The 23,731-nt window shown below is 59.2% G+C and carries 20 protein-coding genes; 12 read left to right on the forward strand and 8 right to left on the reverse strand.

Annotation, left to right across the window (positions count from 1 at the left end; all coding sequences use genetic code 11):
- Positions 1-68 precede the first annotated feature (68 nt).
- The gene (locus tag AC5S3R_RS06555; protein WP_494266213.1) at positions 69-1,220 is read left to right on the forward strand and encodes a trans-sulfuration enzyme family protein; all 1,152 of its coding nucleotides are present in this window, start codon (positions 69-71) and stop codon (positions 1,218-1,220) included.
- A 53-nt stretch (positions 1,221-1,273) separates the two neighbouring features.
- On the opposite strand, the gene AC5S3R_RS06560 is transcribed toward AC5S3R_RS06555, so the two are convergent.
- Positions 1,274-2,872, reverse strand: coding sequence for a DHA2 family efflux MFS transporter permease subunit (locus AC5S3R_RS06560; protein WP_494266214.1), 1,599 nt, complete (start codon positions 2,870-2,872; stop codon positions 1,274-1,276).
- Positions 2,873-2,949: 77 nt separating this feature from the next.
- Here AC5S3R_RS06560 and tsaB point away from each other — a divergent pair, with 77 nt between their 5' ends.
- The 6 genes from tsaB to AC5S3R_RS06590 all read left to right on the forward strand — a co-directional run bounded on the left by tsaB (position 2,950) and on the right by AC5S3R_RS06590 (position 7,225).
- On the forward strand, positions 2,950-3,624 hold the full coding sequence (gene tsaB, locus AC5S3R_RS06565; RefSeq protein WP_494266215.1) for a tRNA (adenosine(37)-N6)-threonylcarbamoyltransferase complex dimerization subunit type 1 TsaB: 675 nt from the start codon (positions 2,950-2,952) through the stop codon (positions 3,622-3,624).
- A complete protein-coding gene (gene rimI / locus AC5S3R_RS06570; protein WP_494266216.1) occupies positions 3,621-4,061 on the forward strand; it encodes a ribosomal protein S18-alanine N-acetyltransferase in 441 nt (146 codons plus the stop codon). Before tsaB ends, rimI begins: the two co-directional genes overlap by 4 nt.
- Positions 4,062-4,258: 197 nt before the next feature.
- Complete coding sequence (locus AC5S3R_RS06575) at positions 4,259-4,468, forward strand: DUF465 domain-containing protein (RefSeq protein WP_494266217.1); 210 nt, start codon at positions 4,259-4,261, stop codon at positions 4,466-4,468.
- A 109-nt stretch (positions 4,469-4,577) separates the two neighbouring features.
- Complete coding sequence (locus AC5S3R_RS06580) at positions 4,578-5,219, forward strand: phosphatidylserine decarboxylase (protein ID WP_494266218.1); 642 nt, start codon at positions 4,578-4,580, stop codon at positions 5,217-5,219.
- The gene (locus AC5S3R_RS06585) at positions 5,219-6,130 is read left to right on the forward strand and encodes a CDP-alcohol phosphatidyltransferase family protein (protein WP_494266219.1); all 912 of its coding nucleotides are present in this window, start codon (positions 5,219-5,221) and stop codon (positions 6,128-6,130) included. The genes AC5S3R_RS06580 and AC5S3R_RS06585 overlap by 1 nt, the downstream gene beginning before the upstream one ends.
- A 33-nt stretch (positions 6,131-6,163) precedes the next feature.
- Positions 6,164-7,225 (forward strand): Asd/ArgC dimerization domain-containing protein, encoded by a 1,062-nt coding sequence (locus AC5S3R_RS06590; protein WP_494266220.1) that lies wholly within the window; start codon positions 6,164-6,166, stop codon positions 7,223-7,225.
- 410 nt (positions 7,226-7,635) lie between these two features.
- Here AC5S3R_RS06590 and dgt read toward each other — a convergent pair whose 3' ends face one another.
- The 3 genes from dgt to purH all read right to left on the reverse strand — a co-directional run bounded on the left by dgt (position 7,636) and on the right by purH (position 12,825).
- On the reverse strand, positions 7,636-8,838 hold the full coding sequence (dgt, locus tag AC5S3R_RS06595; protein ID WP_494266221.1) for a dGTP triphosphohydrolase: 1,203 nt from the start codon (positions 8,836-8,838) through the stop codon (positions 7,636-7,638).
- Positions 8,839-8,933: 95 nt separating this feature from the next.
- A complete protein-coding gene (locus tag AC5S3R_RS06600) occupies positions 8,934-10,979 on the reverse strand; it encodes a tetratricopeptide repeat protein (protein WP_494266222.1) in 2,046 nt (681 codons plus the stop codon).
- Between the two features lie 241 nt (positions 10,980-11,220).
- Positions 11,221-12,825 (reverse strand): bifunctional phosphoribosylaminoimidazolecarboxamide formyltransferase/IMP cyclohydrolase, encoded by a 1,605-nt coding sequence (gene purH, locus AC5S3R_RS06605; protein ID WP_494266223.1) that lies wholly within the window; start codon positions 12,823-12,825, stop codon positions 11,221-11,223.
- Positions 12,826-12,987: 162 nt separating this feature from the next.
- On the opposite strand from purH, the gene AC5S3R_RS06610 reads away from it, so the two are divergent.
- Together AC5S3R_RS06610 and AC5S3R_RS06615 are read left to right on the forward strand one after the other, a co-directional pair.
- Positions 12,988-13,851 carry a rhomboid family intramembrane serine protease gene (locus tag AC5S3R_RS06610; RefSeq protein WP_494266224.1) on the forward strand — a complete coding sequence of 288 codons (864 nt, stop codon included), beginning with the start codon at positions 12,988-12,990 and terminating at the stop codon, positions 13,849-13,851.
- A gap of 101 nt (positions 13,852-13,952) precedes the next feature.
- On the forward strand, positions 13,953-14,915 hold the full coding sequence (locus AC5S3R_RS06615; protein WP_494266225.1) for an aldo/keto reductase: 963 nt from the start codon (positions 13,953-13,955) through the stop codon (positions 14,913-14,915).
- On the opposite strand, the gene AC5S3R_RS06620 is transcribed toward AC5S3R_RS06615, so the two are convergent.
- Both AC5S3R_RS06620 and AC5S3R_RS06625 read right to left on the reverse strand, forming a co-directional pair.
- The gene (locus AC5S3R_RS06620) at positions 14,912-15,256 is read right to left on the reverse strand and encodes a helix-turn-helix domain-containing protein (RefSeq protein ID WP_494266226.1); all 345 of its coding nucleotides are present in this window, start codon (positions 15,254-15,256) and stop codon (positions 14,912-14,914) included. The two genes, AC5S3R_RS06615 and AC5S3R_RS06620, sit on opposite strands and share 4 nt — an antisense overlap.
- A gap of 830 nt (positions 15,257-16,086) precedes the next feature.
- Positions 16,087-16,602, reverse strand: coding sequence for a GNAT family N-acetyltransferase (locus tag AC5S3R_RS06625; protein ID WP_494266227.1), 516 nt, complete (start codon positions 16,600-16,602; stop codon positions 16,087-16,089).
- A gap of 97 nt (positions 16,603-16,699) precedes the next feature.
- Here AC5S3R_RS06625 and AC5S3R_RS06630 point away from each other — a divergent pair, with 97 nt between their 5' ends.
- Together AC5S3R_RS06630 and AC5S3R_RS06635 are read left to right on the forward strand one after the other, a co-directional pair.
- On the forward strand, positions 16,700-20,107 hold the full coding sequence (locus tag AC5S3R_RS06630) for an outer membrane beta-barrel protein (protein WP_494266228.1): 3,408 nt from the start codon (positions 16,700-16,702) through the stop codon (positions 20,105-20,107).
- A gap of 11 nt (positions 20,108-20,118) precedes the next feature.
- The gene (locus tag AC5S3R_RS06635) at positions 20,119-22,299 is read left to right on the forward strand and encodes a VWA domain-containing protein (protein WP_494266229.1); all 2,181 of its coding nucleotides are present in this window, start codon (positions 20,119-20,121) and stop codon (positions 22,297-22,299) included.
- 146 nt (positions 22,300-22,445) lie between these two features.
- Here AC5S3R_RS06635 and AC5S3R_RS06640 read toward each other — a convergent pair whose 3' ends face one another.
- Positions 22,446-22,697 carry a GlsB/YeaQ/YmgE family stress response membrane protein gene (locus tag AC5S3R_RS06640; protein ID WP_494266230.1) on the reverse strand — a complete coding sequence of 84 codons (252 nt, stop codon included), beginning with the start codon at positions 22,695-22,697 and terminating at the stop codon, positions 22,446-22,448.
- Between the two features lie 104 nt (positions 22,698-22,801).
- Positions 22,802-23,011, reverse strand: coding sequence for a C1orf53 family protein (locus tag AC5S3R_RS06645; protein WP_494266231.1), 210 nt, complete (start codon positions 23,009-23,011; stop codon positions 22,802-22,804).
- Positions 23,012-23,061: 50 nt separating this feature from the next.
- Here AC5S3R_RS06645 and AC5S3R_RS06650 point away from each other — a divergent pair, with 50 nt between their 5' ends.
- Positions 23,062-23,721, forward strand: a complete 660-nt coding sequence (locus AC5S3R_RS06650; protein WP_494266232.1) for a KdsC family phosphatase — start codon at positions 23,062-23,064, stop codon at positions 23,719-23,721.
- Positions 23,722-23,731 lie beyond the last annotated feature (10 nt).

The raw sequence follows: 23,731 nt of genomic DNA on the forward strand, positions 1-23,731 counted from the left end.
CGGAGGGGTGCCGTTGCATGCCAGCACGATAAAATGAAGGAGATAACCTTCAGGAGCCATTCTTTTTCATGTCTGAATACAAGTACTCGACTCTTGCCGTGCATGCGGGGCAACATCCGGACCCGCAGACGGGCGCGGTGAATGTGCCGCTTTATCTTTCTTCCACCTTTGAGCTGACCGGCATTGGCACGGACCGCGGGTGGGACTACTCGCGTGCGGGTAACCCGACGCGCGACCGGCTGGAGTTTGCGCTGGCCAAGCTTGAGGGCGGCTACAGCGGGCATGCGTTTACGAGCGGCATGGCGGCTATCTCCGCGCTGGTGGCGATGTTGCGCGCTGGGGACCACCTCATCTGTTCCAAGGATGTGTACGGCGGAACGGCGCGGTTGTTCAACCAGATTGTGTCGGGATACGGCATTGAGATTGAGTACGTCGATACTTCCGATGTTGCGAATGTCGAGAAGGCAATCAAGGCAAACACCAAGCTGATTCACCTGGAAACGCCGAGCAATCCGCGCATGGTGTTGACGGATATTGCGGCGGTGGCGAAGCTGGCGCATGCAAAGGGTGGGATTGAAGTGAGCGTGGACAACACGTTCATGTCTCCTGCGTTGCAGAGCCCGCTTGCGCTGGGTGCGGATATCGTGATGCACTCGACGACGAAGTACCTGAACGGGCACTCGGATGGTATCGGCGGCGCGCTGATTGGCTCCACGCCAGAGCACAAGGAGCGCTTCCTGCTGGTGCAGAAGGCTTCAGGCGGAATCATGTCGGCGTTTGAGTGCTTCCTGGTGCTGCGCGGAATCAAGACGATGCCGCTGCGCATCAAGCAGCATGAAGAGAACGGCAACGCGATTGCCGAGTACCTGTCGAAGCATCCCAAGGTGCTGAAGCTGAATTATCCGGGACTCAAGACGCATCCGCAGTATGAGCTTGCGGCGCGTCAGCAGAAGGGCTTTGGCTCTATGCTGAGCATGGACCTTGGCTCGCGTGAGAACTGCGCGAAGTTCCTTGCGGCAATCAAGATTTTCCTCAATGCGGAATCGTTGGGCGGCGTGGAGTCTCTGGCTTCGCACTCGGCGACTACGACGCATGCTTCGGTGAGCGCGGAAGAGCGTGCGGTGATGGGCATTACCGAGGGGATGATTCGGTTGTCGATTGGTATCGAGGACAAGGAAGATTTGATTGCGGATCTGGAGCAGGCGCTGGCTAGCTTCTAGTGCTTCTCTGCTGCAAATGATGAAGCCCTGCCATTGCGGCAGGGCTTTGTTGTTTAGTGGCCCATGCTGACGGCGCCGGTTTTCTTTGGGCGCTGCATGAGGAAAGGCAGCGGTACGAGCAGCAGCAGGATTACGACCATAATCCAGACGACATCGACATAAGAGAGCAGTCGGGCCTGCACCTGGGCGATGTTGTAGATTTGCGCGCCAGCGTGCTGCATGGCGTCGGGGCCGTGGAAGCCTCGGTTGGCCCATGTGGCGGCCATGGCGGCGCGGGCGCGCTCGAAGATGGGATCGCCGGGGGCGGTGTGCTGGTTGAGCATAGCGAGATGCCGCTGCGTGCTTCGTGCGAGATACGTGGTGATGAAGCTGATGCCGACGGAGCCGCCTAGATTACGCGAGAGCGCCGAGAGGCCGCTGATTTCGTTGTTTTTGTGCTGCGGGATTCCGGCGTAGTTGAGCGTGTTGATGGGGATGAACAAGAACGGCAGGCCAAGCGCGATGCCGGCGCGCCAGCTTACGGCAAGCATAAAGCTGACGTTGAGCGTGAGTTGCGTCATGCGGAGCATGCCGAGCGCGGTGATGAAGAAGCCGATGGAGACGAGTACACGCGGGTCGAACTTTGGCGCGAATCGGCCAGCGAGCGGGAAGAGCAGCATGAGCACGATGGCTCCGCTGGCGATGGCGGTGCCGGATTGGCGAGCGGTGTAGCCCATGATTTCCTGCAGGAACTGCGGAATGAGCACGGTTGTGGAATAAAGTGCTACGCCCACCATGAAGAGCACGAACTGGCTCATCGCGGTGTTTCTTCGGGCGAATAATCGCAGGTCGAGGATGGGGTGTTCGATCACCAGCTCGCGCCAGATAAAGAGGGTGAGGCCGATGGCGGAGATGACGGCGCAGGTGAGGATGAGGTTGGAGCTGAACCAGTCGTCTTCCTGTCCCTTGTCGAGCAGGATTTGCAGCGCTCCGATGGCGACGACCAGCAGGCCGAGGCCCCAGTAATCGACGCCTTCTTTGCGCTTGCGGCTTTCGGCGAGATACGGCGGGTCTTCCACCAGACGGTTGGAGAGGAACAGTGACAGAATGCCGACGGGGATGTTCAGGAAGAAGATCCAGCGCCAACTGTAATTGTCGATAATCCAGCCGCCGACGGTGGGACCGATAGCAGGAGCCATGACGACGGCGACACCGTACATTGCAAATGCCATGGAGCGTTTTTCCGGTGGGAAGGTGTCGGCGAGAATGGCTTGCTCACTGGGCTGGAGGCCGCCACCAGCGGCGCCCTGCAGAATGCGGCAGAAGACCAGCGCGCCAAGTGTAGGCGCAATACCGCACAGAAAAGAGCAGAGCGTGAAGAAGAAGACGCAGCTCATGTAGAAGCGCTTGCGCCCAATGCGGTTGGCTATCCAGCCGGAGATGGGCAGCACCATGGCGTTGGCGACAAGGTAGCTGGTCAGCACCCAGGTTGCTTCGTCCTGGCTGGCCGAAAGCGTGCCTGCGATGTGCTGCATGGCCACGTTGGCAATGGAGCTGTCGAGGGCTTCCATGAAGGTGGCTAGTGTGACAGTGAGCGCAATGGCCCAAGGATTGGCGCGAGGCCGCCAGATATCGTGAAACGAGGGGGCTGGTGCTGTCGCCGTGGCGGCCAAAACTGCTCCTTTAAGGTGTGAGCTTCTACCAGACTATAAGAAGGGCGAGGCCCTTCGGTGTGTCATTCTGGTGAGTTATGACGGATGCTGAGTACAACTCGTTACTGCTGCTGGGAATTGATACGTGCGGGTCTTCGGGATCGGTGGCGCTGGGGCGGCTTTCGGGCTCCTCGGTGGAGATTCTTGGCCAGACGGAGCTGGATGGCAAAAGCTATTCGGAGCGGCTGGTGGCGGTGGTTGCAGAGCTGCTGGCGGCGCATGGCGTAAAGCTGCGTCAGGTGGGCTGCATGGTCGCGGTCAACGGGCCGGGGAGCTTTACGGGGGTTCGCATCGGGCTTAGTGCGGTGAAGGGGCTGGCTGGCGGGAGTGGTGTGCCTGTGGCGGCGGTTTCGCGGCTGGAAGTGCTGGCGGAGAAAGCCGGTGTGAGTATGGCGGCGCTCGACGCGCATCGCAACGAGGTTTTTCTTCGCGTGGATGGGCGGGAGATGCTGGCTGGTGCGGCGAAACTGGCGGCGATTGGTGAGCCTGCGCCTGTGGCCGTTTGCGATGAGGCTGCGGTGAAGGTGCTTGCGGCGGCGTGGCCGGGGGTGGAACTGGTGCGGGTGGATGCTCCGACGGCGGCCGATGCTTTGACGCTGGCTGTGCCGCGCATTCTGGCGAAGGATTTTGCAGAGCTGGCGCTGCTGGATGGGAATTACCTGCGGCGTTCGGATGCGGAGATTCATCTTGGTGAGGCTGCGCAGAAGGTATGAGCGTGCGGGTTCGGCGGATGCTGGCGGCGGATGTGGAAGCGGCTGCGGAGTTGGCCGCGGGGCTTTCTACGGCCCCGCACTGGAAGGCTGAGGCGTATCTGTCCGTGATTGCGGCGGGTGTTGCTGTGATTGCGGAGGCGGCGGAGGGGATGGCGGGATTTGCGGTAGCTTCCGTGATTGCTCCGCAGGCGGAGCTGGAGTCGATTGCGGTTGCGCCACGGTTTCAGCGGCAGGGAGTGGCACGGCGGTTGTTTGAGGCTCTGACGGGTGAGCTTGCAACGGCTGGCGTTGAGGAAGTGCTGCTGGAGGTGCGGGCCTCGAATGAAGCCGCGCTGGGGCTTTACCGGGCGCTTGGGTTTGAGGAAGCGGGCAGGCGGAAAGCGTATTACTCGAATCCGGTAGAGGATGCGTTGTTGTTGCGTAAGCAGCTTTCGTAAGGACGAAATGGCTTTCAGCAACGGTCCAAAGGCGGCAAAAGTTTCCAACAGGGCGCTTGGCGAGTGATTCGCGTCACTTAGCGGCGTTCACCGGGGCAAAATCCACAGATTTTCTGCTCTTCGCCTATCTTTCCCGCTTGCAGGCGGCTGCGTGGCGGAGCTATATGTAATGGGTCTGTAACGTGAGGAGGACCCCGATGGATGAAGTTCAGGAATCGCTGAGCGAAGAACTGACCCGCCTCAAAGCCGAACACAACCGCTACACGCAGCGGTTGGAAGAACTGATTCAGAAGCCGTACCTCTCGGAAGAAGAGCAACTGGAAGAGGTTCGCCTGAAGAAGTTGAAACTCCACGCAAAAGATTTGATTTACTCGATACAGCAGCGCCAGGCCGTAGTCGCGGCTTAGGCGCTTTTGTTTTGCGACGAATGGCGGTGCGAGGCGGGCGGCGGTCCTATGGACGATGTGTGCGCCTGTCGAGCGCCGAAATCCGTATCCCCGTATAATCGTTGGGATAATGGTTCGCGACGGTTACTTGTACGGGTTAGGGCTGCTGGCGGTTGCCGCGGTGGCTGTGTGGCTTACGGGCGTGTGGGCATGGGGAGTTGTGCCTGTACTGTTGGCCGCGTTTTTTCTGTGGTTTTTCCGTGATCCTGAGCGGACGATTCCCACCACGGATGGCGCGATTGTTTCTCCCGGCGACGGGCTGGTGACAGAGACGATCCGCATCCAGACGCCGGAGGGCGAGAAGCAGCGCATCAGCATCTTTCTCAGCGTGTTTGATGTGCACGTCAACCGCTCGCCGATTGCGGGTGTGCTGAGTGAAGTGCGTTACCAGAAGGGCAAGTACCTGAACGCCATGAACCCGGCCAGCGCGGACCAGAACGAGCAGAATATTGTGACGGTAAGCGGCGGGGGCATTGAGGTTACCTTCAAGCAGATTGCCGGATTGCTGGCGCGGCGCATTGTTTTCGACTACAAGCAGGGTGACCGCGTGGAGCGCGGGCAGCGCGTAGGGCTTATCAAGTTTGGCTCGCGTGTAGATGTGGTGGTGCCCGCTGAAGCTGAGCTGCAGGTGAAAAAGGGCCAGCGGGTGCGCGGCGGCGCAAGCGTGCTGGCGATTATGGCCACGGCCAAGCCTCTGGAGAGTGGGCGCTAATGCCAGGGCGTGAGCGCAATTCCGCATTAGACAGGGCAAGGCTGCGGCGCGGCATGTACCTGCTGCCTTCGTTGTTCACCATGGGCAACATTGGTGCGGGTTACTACGCCATCATGGAGACCATTGCGGCGATTGTTTCGCGCGGCGAAGCGCAGATGCATCTCGATCACGCGGCAATCGCAATTATGCTGGCGATTCCGTTTGACGCGCTGGATGGGCGCATTGCCCGCATGACGAATACGACGAGCGAGTTCGGCAAGGAGCTGGATTCGCTGGCGGACGCAATTACCTTCGGCATGGCGCCGAGCTTGCTGGCTTATATCTGGGGTGTATTCTTCCTGCCGGATTCGATACGGCCGGAGTGGCGGCCCGACTTGCGCCAGGACTTAATCTGGGCAGGCGGATTCATCTGCTTTGTGTACCTGATTGGCGGAGTCTCGCGGCTGGCGCGGTTCAACATCAGCCCAGACGCGCAGCCACGGAATCCGGGCCGTCCGGGGCGCAAGTATTTTGTGGGCATGCCGATTCCGGCAGCGGCCTTCACGCTGGCTGCGACGATTCACGTGTCCAGTGCTTACCCGAATGAGGCGTGGTGGGTTGCGATTCTCTGGCTTGGTCTGGTCGGTGCATGCGGGCTGCTGATGGTGAGCACATGGCGCTTCTGGAGCGGCAAGGAAATCAACTTTTCGCGTAGCCATCCGTTCCAGCTTCTGCTGCTGCTGGCGGTGGCAATTTTTCTGCTGGTACGCTTCTCGGGAGGCGTGCTGTTTGCGTGCGCAATGGCGTACCTGTTCTCAGGGCTGTGGGCGCGTGCGGCGTATTCGTGGCAGCGGCGGCGAAAACAGCGCAATGCGAATGCCGGGTCTGGCTCGCATGATGCGGACTCTCTGACTGGGACGCTGCACTCGTAATATTCACTCAAAATCACACCAATTCAACGGATAATGGAAAATCCGAAATTTACGGATAAGGAATGGCCTGTGTACAAAATTGCGATTGCCGGCGCTTCCACGCTGCTGGGTAAGGAACTGAAGGAAGCTCTTGAAGACTCGCCGCTGGCTGCGGCGCATGTGACGCTGCTGGACGATGGGAAGGGACAGGGGCAGCTTGACCAGATTGGCGATGAGGTGACGTTTGTTCAGGCCGTGGAGCCGGACTCTTTTGAGAAGGCGGACTTCACATTCTTTACCGGCTCGGAAGAACTGACGCACCGCCACTGGCAGAACGCCGTGAGCGCGGGCTCCACGGTTCTGGATCTTTCCGGCGCGCTTGAGGGCGAGGCCGAGGTGCTGGTGCGCGCGCCGTGGGTTGCGGCGGATGCGGGCGGCGCGGATTTGCTGACGAAGGCGGTAATTCCGGCGCATCCGGCGGCGCTGGCTTTGGGGCTGCTGGTCAGCAAGATTACGAAGATTGCGGCGGTGCGCTCGGTGGCGGCAACCATGCTGGCTCCGGCGAGCGAGTTTGGCCGCGGCGCGATGGATGAGTTGCACCAGCAGACGGTGAACCTGCTGAGCTTTCAGAGCTTGCCAAGGGCGATTTATGACGCGCAGGCGGCTTACAACCTGCTGTGCGGGTTTGGCGAGAGTGCACAGGCAAGCCTGACGAAGCTGGAGACGCGGATTCAGCGCGATTATGTGGCCCTGGGCGGAGGACGCTGGCCTGCGCTGGCGTTGCAGGTGATTGCGGCTCCGGTTTTCCATGGGCATACGTTCTCAATTGCCGTGGAGCTGGATAAGCCTGCGGACATCGCGGCGGTGGAAGAGGCTCTGGGCGGTGACCACGTGGACCTGGTGCTGGAAGATACGGATTCGCCGTCAAACCTGGCCGCTACGGGGCAGAATGACGTGCTGGTGCGGCTGCGTCCGGTGATTGAGGGGCGCAACCCGGCACAGGCTTCGCGGTTCCTGCTGTGGACGGCCAGCGACAATTTGCGGCTTTATGCGCAGAATGCCGTCGAGTGCGCGTTGGATTTGCGTAGGATAAGACCGCAGGGGCTGGTGCAGTAGGCTCCCACCCCGAGCCTGTGGAAAACCCATGTCAAGCCCCAACCCGGAAAATATTTTCTAACTCATTGATTTTATTAAGCAAAAATCTTCAACCAGTTTGCGCTCAATTATGCGAAACCTGCCACAATAGAATCAGCAGCAGGAAACGGCCCGGTTCCCAAGGAATCGGGCCGTTCTGTTTTTTCGCTAACTCGCTAAGCGCGAAGCGCTGCTAACTTGCTAACACAAAAGAAAGGAGAATCCTATGCACGTAACGGCAGGCACAATCTCCTGTACCCTAAACCCCATACCCTATCCCCTACCTTGTACACAGTTTCATAGATCAAGAATAAAGATTCTCCACAGCCACTGTGCAATTGCCCGTAACCCACACAAAACAAAGATATGGAAAAGAACCCCCACTGTGCGCATCACACACGGCTGCTCAAAACCTGTGAACCACCCGACTCCATGCGCACCCATACCTGCTCGATGAAGGTGTCGGTCATGCCTGCGATGTAGTCGGTGACGGTGCGGGCTAGGCCTTGCGATTCGATTTGCTCGCGGTGGTCTTCAGGGAGAGAGTCAGGGTTGGTGGCGAATTGTGCGAAGAGTTTTTCTACGACTGTGGCAGAGTGGGCACGGGATGCTTCCAGATTTGGCGAGTTGTAGAGGTTTTCGTAGAGGAAACGCTTGGTGGCGGCGCGCTCGGATTCCATGGATGGGCTGAAGGCGGCGACGCGTTGCGGGGTTTTGCGCACGTCTTGTAGCGTGCTGATTTTGTTGGCATCGACGCGGCGGCGGAGTTCGCCCAGCAGATCCGTCACGAGGGCGTTGAGCATGCGGCGGGTGGCTTCGCCGGCGAGAACGCGGGCGGTTGCAGTGGGGAACTGGTTGCGGGCAGCGGCGTGGAACTCACGGAAGAGCGGGACGTGGAGCAGGACGGATTCGATGCGGAGGATGCCGGAGTCAAGACCGTCTTCAATGTCGGCGGTGAGGTAGGCGATTTCGTCGGCGAGATCGATGAGCTGGGCTTCGAGCGGGGGGAGCTGGTCGAGGAAGTATTCGGATAGCTCGGGATATGCGGCGGCGGAGTAGTCGCGGGAGTGCTTGATGATGCCTTCGCGGACGGCGAGGGTGAGGTTGAGGCCGCGGAAGGCGGGGTAACGCTCTTCGAACCAGGTGACGATGCGCAGGGCGTGCAGGTTGTGGTCGAAGCGGAGACCGTAGGGCTTGAGGGCTTCGTCAAGGGCGCGCTCGCCGACGTGGCCGAACGGCGGGTGGCCGATGTCGTGGACGAGGGCTAGGGTTTCTGCCAGCTCGACGTTGAGGCCGAGCGCGATGGCCATGGTGCGGGAGATTTGTGCGACTTCCAGCGTGTGGGTGAGGCGGCTGCGGAAGTGGTCGCTGGATATGTCTTTCAGGGGGCGCGTGCCGGGGGCCTGCGTGAAGACCTGCGTTTTGCCTGCAAGGCGGCGGAAGGCGCGGGCGTGGAGGACGCGGGCTCCGTCGCGGGTGAAGGCGGAGCGGTAGGGATGCGGCGGCTCGGGGAATGTGCGCTGGGTGAGAGGACCGTCGGTGGGAACAGCGATTGCAGCGGGAAGAGTGATGCCCTGTTCTGTTGCGGCGCTCATACGTACAGGGTACAGGGTGCGGGGTACAGGATGCAGCAAAAGCAATGGCCCGCGTTGATGGGCGCGGGCCATTGTTGGAACGGATGTGCTGATGACTATGGCTTGTCGGTGTTTTCCTGTTTGGCAAGCTTGACGTGGGCGGTTTCCAGCTTCTTCTGGACCTTGGCTACGTCGCCGGGTTCGATATCGACTGCGGTGGACTTGGCGTATTCAGCCAGAGAAATCTCCCACTGCGCGGCTGCAAGGCGGATGCGGCCAGTCTTTTCGTAGAGGTCGCCGAGGTGGTCATGCACGGTGGGGTCGGTCTGCGTGCGGTCCACGGCCTGGCGGAGATTGGATTCTGCAAGCTCGTACTCGCCTTGCTTGAAGTAGGCCCAGCCGAGCGAATCGAGATATGCGCCGTTGGTTGGTTCGAGCTCGACGGCTTTGCGGATGTACTTGATGGCCTCGGGGATGCGGATGCCCTTGTCTGCCAGCATGTAGCCGAGATAGTTGAGTGTGAGCGAGTTGTTGGGGTCGAGGTCGAGCACCTGCTTGAAGTAGCTCTCGGCCTGTTCGGTATGTTTCTGCTTGTCGGCCAGCTCGCCTTTGAGGAAGAGCACGTTGACGCGCTCTTCTTTCTTGGTTGCAAGCGCATCGGCCTTGCTGACGGCATCTTCGGCGTCTTTCCAGCGGCGCAGGCGGCTGTTGATCTGCGTGATTTCGAGCCATACGGCACGGTCGTCGGGCGTGTTGCTTAACGTGCTTTTGGCGGTGGTAACGGCTTCATCGCCTTTGCCTGCATCAACGAGCACGTCGGCCAGCGCAAGCTTGAGGTCGCGGTTCTTGGGATTGGCGGCAACGGCTGCGTGCGCGGCGTCCACGGACTTGTCATACTGCTTGGCTTCGCGGTAGGTGTCGATCTGGCCCTGATAGCCGCGAATGGCGGCGTCGCCGCCCATGTCGATCATCTTCTGGTAAGTGGCGGCGGCCTGGTCGGTTTTGCCCTGTTCGTGGTAGACGGCGGCAAGGCGCTCAAGGAAGATGCCACGGTTGGTCTTCTCGTCCGCGGTGTAGGCGCCGTTGGCGTGCGAGGTCAGGTCCACCATGTGGCTGAAGACGGCTGCGGATTCGTCATAACGGCCGAGCACGTCGAGCAGCAGGCCTTCGTCGTAGCCGGCTTTCAAATCGTCGGGTGCGATTTTGCGGGCCTTGCGGATGTTGATGAGGGCTTCTTCGTATTTACCCTGACGGCGGAGAATTTCCGAGATGTTGACGAGCGCGTCACTGTTTTCAGGATCGGCTGCGGCGAGGTCTTTGTATTGCTTGAGGGCTTCGTCGAACTGGTTGTCGGTGAGAAGCGCCTGGGCCAGCGCGCTGAGCGTCTGCGGGTCACCGGGCTGCATGTCATTGGCGCGCTTGTAGGCGGCAATGGCGTCCTTGGGGCGCTTGAGCTGATCGTAGGTTGCGCCCAGCGTGAACTCCATGCGCGGGGTGCGGTCCTGCTCAGGCACGGATTCGAGAATCTTAACGGTCTGATCGAGGTTGTTGTTCTCGGCGTAGACACGGGCAAGGTTGAGGATGACTTCTTCGGATTCAGGGTCGAGCTTACGCGCGATTTGGAACTGCGCTTCCGCCTTGGCCTGCTGGTGCTTGACGAGGTAAAGCTGGCCGAGAACCATGTGGTTCTCTACGCTGGATTGGTCGAGCGAGACCAGCTTTTCGTATTCGGCGATGGCCTGATCGATGGTGTTGCCGGAGGGCTGCTGGCCGGAGCCGGCGTTCTGCTGCTCACCGAGCTGGCGCAGATAGATGTGGCCGAGAAGCTTGTGTGCGTCGAGGTTGTCGGGCGAGTTTTTGAGTAGCTCGCGGACTGTGGTTTCGGCTTCATGCGCGTGGCCGGTGCGGAAGTAGAGGTCGGCGAGTCCGCTGTAAAGCTGAGGCGAGTTGGGATCGGCGTTGATGGCCGCCTTGTACTCCTCAATGGCGTGCTGCACAAACTCAGGCTTGCCGGTATTCATGGCCTGATCTTCATAGACGCCAGCCATGGCGGCGTGGAAGTAAGCCTGGGAACGCGCGTTTTGCGCGGGCGCGGATTGAGCCGGAGTGGTTGTGGCAGGCTGGGCTGCGGATGGGGCTTGCGCGCCCAAGGCCAGCGGCATGGCTATTGCAGATGCTGCAAAAGCTATGCCAAGAAGTGGCAAACGGTGCTGGGTATTCATCATCACGAAAGGGAATCCATGCCTCTAGCGCGGTGCATTGTGGTGTTCGCCACCGAAGAGCTGGAGGAGGCGGACTCCTATGCTTTCAGACGATTGTACGCGTGATTGGGTGCAGACGGATACACCGTGCGGAAGGATTTCCGCACGGTGTATGAGGGATATGTAAGGAAATGCCGCAGAATCAATGGCGGAAGTGGCGGATGCCGGTGAAGACCATCGCGATGCCGAGACGGTCGGCGGCGGCGATGACGTCCGCGTCTTTGACGGAGCCTCCGGGTTGAATTACGGCTGTGGCTCCGGCTTCCACTACGGTTTCTAGGCCGTCGGGGAAGGGGAAGAAGGCATCGGATGCGGCGACGGTTCCCTTGAGCGGGAGGACAGCTTTCTGCGCGCCGAATTTGGCGGCGTCTACGCGGCTCATCTGGCCTGCTCCAACACCGACGGTTTGGCCGTCACGGGCGTAGACGATGGCGTTGGACTTGACGTGCTTGCAGACGCGCCATGCGAAGAGGAGGCTGCGCAACTCTTCTTCGGTGGGCTGGCGCTTGGTGACGATTTTCAGCTCGGCGGCGGTGATGTTGCCGGTGTCGGCGTCTTGCAGCAAGAGGCCGCCGGAGACGTTTTTGACTACGGGCTTGGGTGTGGCCGCGGTGATTTCCACGATGCGGAGGTTTTTCTTGGCGGCGAAGCGTTCCTTGGCTTCTTCCGTGAAGCCGGGGGCGGCGATCGCTTCTACGAAGAGCTTGGCGATCTCTTCAGCGGCGGGGCCGTCCACGATGCGGTTGATGCCGATGACGCCGCCGAATGCGGAGATGGGGTCGGCGGAGAGGGCCTTCTGGTAGGCCTCAAGGACGGAGGCGCCGGTGGCTGCTCCGCAGGGGTTGGTGTGCTTGATGATGGCTACGCCGATTTCCGAGTTGTCGGAGCCGCCGAGTTCGAGGGCTAGTTCCCAGCAGGCGTCGAGGTCAACGAGGTTGTTGTAGCTCAGCTCTTTGCCCTGAAGCTGCCTGGCTCCGGCTACGCCGAGGCCGGTGCCGTCTGCGTAGAGAGCGGCGCGCTGGTGCGGGTTTTCGCCGTAACGGAGCGACTGCGCGAGCGGATAGTTGATGCGGAGCGTGGCTGGGAAGGCGCTGGCGTCGGGTGCTGCGGGGTTTGTTGGTTCGGGGGCTTCGGGGATGCGGTCGAGCGTGTTGGCTATGGCGGTGTCATAGGCCGCTGTGGTGGCGAAGGCTTGTTTGGCCAGCTTCCAGCGGGTTTCGCGGCTGAGTGCGCCGTTGTTGGACTTCAGTTCCTCGGTGAGGGTGGGGTAATCCGCGACGCTGGTGACGATGGCTACGTCTTCAAAGTTTTTGGCGGCGGAACGGACCATGGAGGGGCCGCCGATGTCGATGTTTTCGATGAGGTGGCCGAAGGCTACGCCGGGTTGGGCTGCGGTCTTCTCGAAGGCGTAGAGATTGACTACGACCATGTCGATGGGCGCGATGGCGTGCTGGGCGACGGCGGCTTCGTGTTCGGCGTTGCCGCGGATGTAGAGCAGGCCGCCGTGCACTTTGGGGTGCAGCGTTTTGACGCGGCCATCGAGCATTTCAGGGAAGCCGGTGAGGTCGCTGATGTCCTTGACGGTGAGGCCGGCTTCGCGCAGGGTGCGCGCGGTGCCTCCGGTGGAGATTAGCTCCACTCCGTAGCTGGCTAGTGCCTGGGCGAACTCTACAAGGCCGGTTTTATCCGTAACACTCAACAAGGCCCGCTGAATCTTCTTTTCCGCGCTCAAAACTTTCTCCTTCATGACGGCTTGCGTGGGTGCAAGCGTACATTCCAGAGTACCGCAGGACAGGGATCAGATTTCAGGTGTCAGGATGATTGCTGCAAGGCCCAGTGAAGCATATGCAGCGAAAATACAACTGCCGCCTGAAACCTGAATCCTGATTCCCTGATTTACATTGGTGCTATGGGTAGTACTCCCCCACCTCCTTTTGCAGAAGACCCGCAGGCACGGGCGGAGTATCTGCCTCCGCAGGCGGGTTATGGGCATGGCTATGTACCTTCTCCGCCGCCGCGCAGGGCTCGGCGTGGATGGGCTTCGGCTCCGGCTACTTATTTTCTGATTGGGTTGAATGTTGCCGTCTTTGTGCTGATGACGCTGCGCGGGGTTAGTCCTGTCAATCCGGAGCCGGAGCAGCTATTGCACTGGGGGGCGGACCATGCGGGGCTGGTTTTGCTGGGCGGGGAGTGGTGGCGGATTGTTACGGCCATGTTTGTGCATGTGGGGATTCTGCACCTCGCCACAAATATGTGGTGCTTGTGGAATCTTGGGTTGCTGGCAGAGCCGCTGATGGGGTCGTTTGGCGTGATTGCGGTGTACCTGCTGACGGGTGCGGCGGGGAACTTGCTTTCGATTGCGCATAACTTTATCTGGCCGATCCAGGACAATGTTTTTCCTGTGGGAGCAGGGGCTTCGGGTGCGGTCTTTGGGATTGCCGGCGCGTTGATTGTGCTGTTGAAGAGTCAGCGGTTGCCTGTTCCACCGGATGAGCTGAAGAAGCTGCGGCGCTCTGTGATTACTTTTGCCGCTATCAATCTTGTGATTCCTTTTGCTGTGAATTATGGGGCTGAGGCGATGCACGCAGGGCTGCAGATTGATTACATGGCGCATGTGGGTGGTGTGACTTGCGGGCTGCTGTTTGCTGCGCCTATGGTTCCGAGGCTTGGTTCTCCGCGGAGCTTGTTTACGGTGAGGCTGCGTGCGGCGATTGGCGTTGTTACGGGGCTGCTGGTGCTGTTTGGGTTCTTTCTGGCGCAGTTGCCGCGCTAAGGTGACAGCTGGCCTCCTGTTCCTCGTAACCTGTGGCATAATTCGCGTGTAAGCGCAGGGCACAATGCAAGTCCACTCCAACCCCAGCTATGGAGGCGCAGATGGAACGCCGAGATTTTTTGAAGCAGGCTGCTATTACGGCAGCTACTGTTGCTACGACTTCCCAATTACATGCGAATGCCAAGACGCCGGCCAACCCGATTGGGCGGCGCACGCTGGGTAAGACGGGCGAGCAGCTTTCGATCATCGGCTTTGGCGGCATTGTGGTGATGAACGAAGAGACTGGCGAGGCCTCGAATATTGTGGCCGAGGCCGTGGATCGCGGAGTGAATTACTTTGATGTGGCTCCGAGCTATGGCAATGCGCAGGAGCGGCTGGGACCGGCGCTGGCTCCTTATCGCAAGGACTGCTTTTTGGCCTGCAAGACTGAAGGGCGCTTGAAGGACGACTCGCGGAAGCAGTTGGAGGAGTCGCTGCGGCTGCTGAAGACGGACCATCTGGATCTCTATCAGTTTCATGGGCTGGTGAAGATGAAGGAGCTGGACCAGGTGTTGGGGCCAGGTGGCGCGATGGAGACGATGGAGGCGGCGAAGAAGGAAGGCAAGATTCGCTACATCGGGTTTTCGGTGCACTCGGCGGAGACGGCTGTGGCGGCGATGGAGCGCTACAACTTTGACACGATTCTGTTTCCGGTGAACTGGGTTCTGTTTACGCAGGCGGGTTTTGGTCCGCAGATTTTGAAGAAGGCGCAGGAGAAGAAGATGGGTATCCTGGCGCTGAAGGGCATGGCCAAGACGGTTTGGGCAGCGGACCAGGAGAAGAATCATCCGCAGCCGAAGTGCTGGTATCAGCCGGCAGCGTTTCCGGATGAGGCTGCGCTGGGACTACGCTGGACGCTGGGGCATCCAGTGACGGCGGCGATTCCGCCGGGGGATGAGCGGTATTTCCGGCTGGCGATGGATGTGGCTCAGAACTACAAGCCGCTATCCGCGCAGGAAGAGCAGGCGCTGTTGAGCGGTGGGCATGGCGTGGAACCCATCTTCCACTTAGGCAATGACGTTTAGCGCGAGGATGAGGCGAACTTGCGGACCATGGTCAACAGGATTTCGCGGTCGCTCTTGTTGAGATTGGTGGAGTAGCGGCGCACCTGCATGAGGAAGCGGAGCTCCTCGTCGGAGAGCTTGGGCGCGGCCATCTTCTTTTCGATGGATTCGTCGCTGAAGAACTGCGCGATGGGCAGGTCGAGCGCGGTGGCGATTTTGGAGAGCGTGTCGAGCGAGGGGACGGTGTGGCCGTTTTCCACGCGGGAGAGGTAGCAGCGGAGGAGGCCAGTCTTCTTTTCGATGTCTCCCTGCGAGAGCCCTTTTTGCAGGCGATGTGCGCGAATCGTGGTGCCAATCTGCATATGCTTTTTAATTCCTCCGCCGTGGCCGGCATGGTGTGTCTGCCAGCTCCCGGATTGTTTACTTAACAGTTAACACGTGGATGCGCCGCTGGCAAGGTAACCAAGGCGTCGGGAGGTGTATTTTTCGATACCCCAACCGGATGGGGCCGGGTGCTGCGGTCTGTCTTTTACGGTTCCCTTACGCGTCCGTGTGTATGCGCACAGCGGGATGCTTTTGCACTTTGTTTATTTTGTTTGGGTTACGGACGGCTGCACAGGGACTGTGCAGAATCTTTATTTGTGAACTGTGGAACTGTGCAGAGGGCAGTTTACAGGTTTCATGTGTCAGGTTACAGACGGTTGTGCCTGCCGATGCGTACATTGGGGACTCCTTTCTTTGGGATTCGCGAGTTAGCAGCGCTTCGCGCTTAGTAAGTCAGCAAGTTAGCGGAAAACAGAACGGCCCGATTCCTGTGGAATCGGGCCGTTCTGTTTTCTACTGATTCTATTGTGGCAGATTTCGCATAATTGAGCGCAAAATCGGCTAGGAATTTTGGCTAATGGAATCAATGAGTTAGGAAATATTTTCGGGTTTGGGGCTTGACAGGATTTTTCCACAGGCAACGGGAGAGCTTGATGCGGGGAGAACTGGCGGTATGGGTATATCCCACCCTTGCGACAGAGAGAAGTCGCAAGGATGGGGCACGGGGCTTTGTAGGGGGACGGAGAAAAGGCAACGGCAAGAACAACTGCAGATCCTTCGGCTTCGCTCAGGATGACATTGCTATTGATAGCTATTTTTGTGCGAGGGCGGGGATTGGGAGGGCCATTGGTTACGGGAGTCGTGCGGTTTAGAGGTTCTTTACCAGGTACTCAATGTTTTGGACGGGGTTGTCGTTGTAGGGAGGGCAGGGGACGAAGCCCATGGAGAGGTAGAGGCGGTGGGCGTCGCTCATGGCTGATGGGACTGTGTCCAGGTAGAGGGCTTTGCAGCCTGCGGCTGCGGCGCGGTTGAGGACGGCTTGCGTCAGGGTACGGCCGAGGCTGAGGCCGCGGGCTTCGGGGGTGACCCAGATGCGCTTCATTTCCCAGGTTTGCGGGGCGATTTCTCGCCAGGCTACGAGGCCTGCGGCTGTGCCGTCTACGCGGGCCAGCAGGCAGCCGCCGTTGCGCTCGGTGTAGGGGAGCGGGAGGCGTGCGGCTTCTTTTTCGAGCGTGCCGAAGCAGAAGCCTGCCACGTTTTCGTGGCTCACGATAAATTGTCCATAGGAGAGCAGCAGCGCACGCGCTTCGGCGAGGATGGCGGGCGGTGCGGTGGCAGGAATTTCCTCGATGCGGATAATGCGGCCTGCCTTTTCAGCTTGCATGGATTGAGTTTAACGCTTGCGCGAGTTGTGGAGGGTAAACCTCTGCGACCTTTGGAGCGTCTCTTTGTGTACTGACGAAGAAAGCTTAGGTGATGGAATGCGGCAGTTGGCCAAGGAGTGGTGTCTCGGGATTTGTGTGGTTGCCGCATGTGTGTTTTCCGCTTCGGCGCAGGAGCCTGCTGCGCCCAATGCCGCGCCTGTTGCGCCGCAGGCTCCGGTGCAGGCCGCGGATGCGACGGTGGTTGGCGGCAAGCTGCATGGCGTGGTCAAGAGCGGGAATGTTCCGCTGCCGGGTGTGACGGTGACGGCGCAGAATACGCTGACCGGAAAGAAGTATGCGACGACTACGGATGTGACCGGCGCGTGGTCGATGACGATTCCGCAGAATGGGCGCTATGTAATTCGTACGCAGTTTGCGGCTTTTGCGCAGGGGTCGCAGGAGGCATTGTTTAATGCGACGAGCAGCCATGACCAGGCAGTGAATTTTGATTTGACGCTGGCGAGCCGTGCGGCACGGCAAGAGCAGCAGGCGGAGGCGGGGCAGCAGCAGATTCAGCAGGCGATTCGGCAGCTTGCAGGGAATGGCGCGCAGAGCCTTAGCCTGATTAGCTCGCTGAGCGGGGATACCGAGAGCGGCGCGGGGGGAATGGCTACGAATGGCGGGGCGGCGCTGCCTTCGATTGCGGGGAATACGGATTTCAGCAGCGACTCGGTTTCGATTACGGGGCAGAGCGGGCAGGTGAGTCCGATTGCGGGCGTGGATATGGACCGCATTCGCGATGCGATTGAGACGATTCGCGCACAGGGTGGAATCAACCTGGGGCAAGGCGGCGGCGTGGTGCTCAGTGGCGGGCCGGGGCTCTTTGATGGCGGTGGTGGTGGCTTTGGCGGCGCGTTTGGCGGGGGATTTGGTGGGCCCGGCGGTGGCGGGTTTGGAGGCCGCGGCGGACCGGGTGGCGAGCGTGGTGGTCGTGGCGGGTTTGGCGGGAATTTTCGCGGGTTTAATCCAGCACAGCCGCATGGGTCGATTTTCTGGACTGGGACCAACTCGGCTCTGAATGCGATTCCGTACAACCAGGCGGGTAACGGTGAGGGGCAGCCGGCGAGTGGATCGAATCGTTTTTTGCTTACGTTTATGTCCGCGCCGTATTTGCCGGGGCTGACGAAGCCTAGCGGCAAGGACACGTTTTTCCTTACGCTGTCGGGTTCACGCGCTTCTACTCCGACGGACCAGCTTACGAATGTGCCTACGCTGGCGGAGCGTGCAGGCAATCTTAGCGACGGTACGAAGGTGATGCCGGTTCCGCAGGCTACGGCGCTGTTGCAGTATGTGCCGCTGCCGAATATTCCGCTGAATGCGTACGGGGATAACTTTCACTACCTGACGACGCAGCAGTCGAACGCGACGCAACTGGGTGCGCGTTACATGAGAAGCATTGGGGCGAATGCTACTCCGTTTGGGATGGGTGGACGTGGTGGCGGCGGTGGTGGGAGAAGGTCACAGCAGAACCAGGGGCTGCGGCAGAGCGTGAACGCGAACTACAACTGGTCTCACTCGGCGAGCGATAACGTGAACATTGTGCCGATTCTTGGTGGCAAGACGGCTACGGATTCGCAGTCGCTGCAGGTGGGTTACACGCTGGGATATCACAGGTTCACGAATATTTTTAACGCTAGCTGGAACAGGTCGAACAGCAGCAGTACGAACTACTTTACGGATGAGACGGATATTGCTTCGCAGTTGGGAATTCTTGGGCCGGGTGGGGCGGCGATTAATTCCAGCCCACTGAATTATGGATTGCCGAATGTGACGGTCTCCAGCTTTGATGGGTTTATTTCGCAGGCGCAGCCGCAGTTTTCTATTGCGCAGACGATTTCGTTGACGGAGACGTTCTCTTGGATTCACGGCAAGCATAATCTGCGTTTTGGTGGGGATTACCGGCGGGTGCATCGGGATTTTCTGGGGCAGGGAAATGCTACGGGGGCGTTTACTTTTGATGGCTCGTTTTCTAATGGCGATGCGCTGGCGGATTTTCTGAAGGGTGAGCCTGCGCAGACTTCTATCTCTGCAGCGATTAGTAAGAGTTATTTGCGCGACAACGTGTTTGATGTGTATGCGACGGATGACTGGCGCATGCGGCCGGGGCTGACGGTGAATTACGGCATTCGCTATGACTTTTATGCGCCGTATACGGAGAAGTACAACCACCTGGCGATGGTGGATACGAATCCGGATGGGAACTTTACGAATGTGGGGCAGGTGACGGCGGGGAAGGCGAGCGCGAATTTTGGTTCGCTGCCTGACTCGCTGGTTTCGCCTTATCGCGTGGCGTTTTCTCCGCGGCTGGGTGTGGCGTGGCGCGTGCCGAAGGTGAAGCAGATGGTGGTGCGCGCAGGGTATGGCGTGAATTACACGGTTGGCGAGTATGCGAACTTTGCGCAGAGCTTTGCTTATCAGCCGCCGTTTGTGAATGAGCAGACGAACAACTGCTTGACGGCTACACCCTGCTACTCGCTGGCGAATGGGTTTCCTGCTCCGAATGCGCTGGGTACGTATGCGGTGAATCCGCATTACAGGCTGCCGCATGCGCAGGCTTACAACGTGGATATCCAGAAGACGCTGCCGTTGGGGATTGTGCTGAATGTTGGGTACAACGGCGTGACGGGCGGGAACATGGATATTCGGATTGCTCCGCGTGCTACGGCGTCGAGTCCTGATACTGACCCGAATAACGTGCCGTTTTATTACCTGGAGGATGGGGCTTTTTATCACATGAATGCGGGGACGGTGCGCGCTTATAAGCGGCTGTCGAAGGGCGTTTCGCTGGGTGCGAATTACCAGTGGATGCACGCGATTGATAATGCGGGTGGCGTGGGGGGCGTTGCTTCGTCGCTGACGGCGCAGAACTGGCAGGATGTGGGGGCGGAGGTCAGCAACTCCACTGCGGACCAGAGGCATAAGGTTTCGGGGACGTATTTGTTTGAGCTGCCGTTTGGCAAGGATAAGTGGTGGCTGACGAGTGGGACGGCTTCGCATATTTTTGAGGGGTTTTCGGTTTCGGGCGATTTTACGTTCGCTTCGGGAGCGCCGCTGAACCTGACGTACATTGCGCATGGGAACTCGCTGGCTTGCGGCACGGCGGGGACGCTGAGGCCGGATTATGTGCCGGGTGTTTCGCCTACGTCGGGTGGGCAGACGAGCTTGCACTGGTTTAATTCGGACGCATTTACCGCGCCGCAGCAGAATGGCGATTACTGCGCGTATGGCAATGTGCCGCGCAATCCGCTGGTGGGGCCGGGAACGGTGACGAATGATATGTCGCTGTCAAAGACGGTGCAACTGGGCGATACGCGTAGCTGGGAGTTTCGTGCAACGGCGAAGAATGCGTTTAACACGGTGCAGTATTCGGGTGTAGGCAGCAGCTTTGGCACGGCTACGTTTGGGACTGTGCGGTCGTATGGGCAGATGCGCGAGTTTCAATTTCAGTCGCGGTTCCGGTTCTGAGAATGGTTGCGATGCGGGTGAAGAAAGAGAGCTTCATGACGGGCTGGATGGAAAAGTCGATTGCAGCACTGGCGGCGGTTGCGTTGTTGGTGCCTTCTCCGGTTGCGATATATGCGCAGAATCAGCAGCAGGGCAGCGGGCAGGCGGCGCAGGACCAGCAGGATACGGGGTTTGTGCTGCGGGTGAATGCGGAGCTGGTGCTGACGAATGTTGTGGCTCGCGATGCGAAGACGGGCGAGGTGGTGAAGGGGCTTACGCAGAAGGATTTTACGATCCTGGAGAATGGCAAGGCGCAGCAGATTTCGGCGTTTGATTTTCAGAGCGTGGATATGGCGACTCCGCTGAGCGAGGCGACGGTGAGCGGGCTTGCGATGGGGAATACGGCGAATGGGAAGACTGCTGTTGTGGCGAAGCCAGAGGAACTGCGTAATCACAGGCTGATTGTGATGTTTTTCGATTTGACTTCGATGCAGCCGGAGGATTTGGAACGGTGCGTGGAGGCGGCGCGGGATTTTTTAAAGAACAAGATGCAGGCGGCGGATCTTGTGGCGCTGGTTTCGCTGGGCGATACGTTGAAGGTTGACCAGGATTTTACGGCGAATAAAGAAGCGCTCATTAAGGAAGTGGGTTTTTACAACGGCACCGAGGGGCAGGGGTTTGCGCAGGGAGCGAATGCGGACTCGAACCAAGTGGAAGACACTACGGGATACACACCAGATGAGAGTGAGTACAACGATCTAAATACGGATCGCGAGTTGTTTGCGCTGCGGGCGATTTCCAAGTCGCTGGAGAAGATTACGGAGAAGAAATCGCTGCTGTACTTTTCCGGCGGCATTTCGCGGGACGGGATTGAGAACCAGGCGTCGCTGCGTTCGGCTATCAATGCGGCGGTGCGGGCGAACCTTGCGGTTTACAGCGTGGATACGCGTGGATTGCAGGCGGTTACACCGATGGGGGATGCTTCGCAGGGCAACATGCGCGGCGGCGGGGCTTTTACCGGCGGCGGGCTGGGCAACAACATGAAGGCTAACTTTGATACGCAGGAAGTGATGGCTACGCTTAGCTCGGATACGGGCGGTAAGGCGTTCTTTGATTCCAATGATTTTGCGCCGGCGTTTGCGCAGGTGCAGAAGGATAGTTCGGCGTATTACGCGATCGGTTTTCATTCGACGAATCCGGCGCGGGATGGGAAGTTTCGCAAGCTAACGATCAAGATCAACAGGCCGGGCATCAAGCTGGAGTACAGGCCGGGGTATTATGCTCCGGCGGACTTTAAGCACTCGGGGAATGAAGATCGCGAGCGGCAGTTGCAGGATCAGCTTGCGAGTGATTTGCCTGCGACTGACATGGCGCTTTACCTGGATGCGATGTACTTCCGGATGGATGACAACCGCTTCTATGTGCCGGTTTCATTGATTGTTCCGGGGTCGCAGATTCCGTTTGTGAAGGGCGGCGATAAGGACAAGGCTACGCTCGACATTATTGGGGCGGTGCTGGATGAGTTCAAGCGGCCTGTGGGACGTGCGCGGGAGACGGTGACGCTGAATCTCGACGCTACGCAGCAGGCGCGGCAGAAGAATATCCAGTACAACACGAGCTTTAACCTGCCGCCGGGCAAGTACGACATGAAGTTTGTGGTGCGCGAGAACCAGACGGGGCGCATGGGGTCGTTTGAAGCGGAGATTACGCTGCCGGATATGAAGAAGGCACCGTTGAAGATGAGCTCGATTGTGCTGGCTTCGACGCGACAGCCGAGCAAGGCGCAGAATCCGCTGGTGCGCGGCGGCGAGGAGTATGTGCCGAATATCAGCCATGTTTTTCGGCAGGATCAGCACTTGTATCTGCTGTATGAGGTGTACTCACCTGCGCAGGAGAAGGCGGCGGAGAATGCTCCGAAGGGGACGAAGGCTGGAATCAACCTGTTGAGCAGTTTGGAGCTGATCCAGGGCGCGACGAAGGTTTATGAGACGCCGATTGTACAGGCGAAGCAGGTGAACGTGGAGGGGCGCAATGCGGTTGCGGTTGAACTGGACGTGCCGCTTGCGGGGCTCAAGCCGGGCTCCTACATTTGCCAGTTGAATGTGATTGATGATGCAGGGGGGAGCTTTGCGTTTCCGCGATTTGCGGTGCTGGTGCGTGAGCCCGTGCCTGTGGCGGTTCCGGCTACTACAGGTGCGGGCTCAGGGAATTAGGTGATTTGTTTTAGGCAGTGTCTGACGAATCGGATTCAAGGGTAGCGAGAGGTAAACCGTCCCTCAGGGGCTAAAGCCCGATCAATTTGCTGCTCTTATGTACGGGCTGAAGACCGTACCCTTCAAAACGATTCATCAGACACTGCTTAGCCTCTATTGCCAGAGATAAGGCGGAAGATGAAGGTGACGATGATTGCGCCGATGAGCGCGATCACCAGTGAGTAGATGAATCCGCCGCTGGCAGGAAGGTGAATGAGCGTGGCAAGGAAGCCGCCGACGAGCGAGCCGACGATGCCGAGAATGATATCCCAGAAGAACCCGAAGCCGCTCCCCTTCATGATTTTTCCGGTGAGCCATCCAGCGATCAGACCAATCACGATTACAAACAACCAGTGCATGTTGTCCTCCATTCGGTATTGCAGGATGCTCGGGCTTGGGAACGACTGCCCGGCTGCGCCGCAGTGTACATAGATGCCTGATTGGTTGCAAAGGGTTTTCTTCGTCAGGATTCTGGGGATGATTTGCGTTGCGCGGCGGGGACGGGTTGGGTGCTGCCTGTGATGCCTCCGTAGGGGCAGTGGCGGCAGCCTGAGCCGCAGCAGGTGCCGCGCTTGAGATGGTAGGCAGCGGTGAAGACCATCAGGCCGTTTTCAAAGTAGTAGTCTCCGGGGGCGGGCTTGATGGTTGGCGCGTTCTCTTTGCTGCTGGTCACGGGAGTATTGTCGCCTGAGCGGAGTGGCCGTGGCGAATAAAATGAAAGGCATGACACTGACTGCAACGGAACGCGCTCGCCGCATCAAGATTATTCTTTTCGACGTGGATGGGGTTTTGACGGATGGCACTATCTGGCTGGTGCCTAGCAGCTCCTCGGGGAATGCCGCGGTTCAGCAGCATTTGAAAGAGAAGGAAGGCCAGGTTGGTTTTGCGGTGCAGTCGGCTACGCTGACGGAGGCGAAGGGGTACAGCGCGCATGATGGCGCGGGGATTTCGCTGGCGCGGCTGGGCGGGCTGAAGTGCGGGGTGATTACGAAGCGCATCAGTGAGACGGTTGCGACGCGCATGCGCGACCTGAAGCTGGAGTATGTCTACATGGGGCAGTCGTTCAAGATGCAGGCCGTTCGCGAGATTATGGCGAAGGAAGGCGTGACGCTGGAAGAGATTGCTTATGTGGGCGATGACGTGATTGACCTTCCGGTGCTGCGCCAGTGCGGGCTTGCGATTGCCGTTGCGAATGCGCGGGAACAGGTGAAGGCTGCAGCGCATTACATTACTCCGAATCGCGGCGGGTATGGCGCGGGGCGCGATGCTGTCGAGTTCATTCTTGATGCGAAGGGCGTGCTGAACGATTGCATCGAGGCTTATATCGATGAGGAGAATCCGATTTCTCCTTCGATGGATATTGGGAATAGCGTGGGGAATTAGGCGACAGAGA

It is taken from the genome of Occallatibacter sp. FHG110214_02 (genome assembly GCF_059115385.1).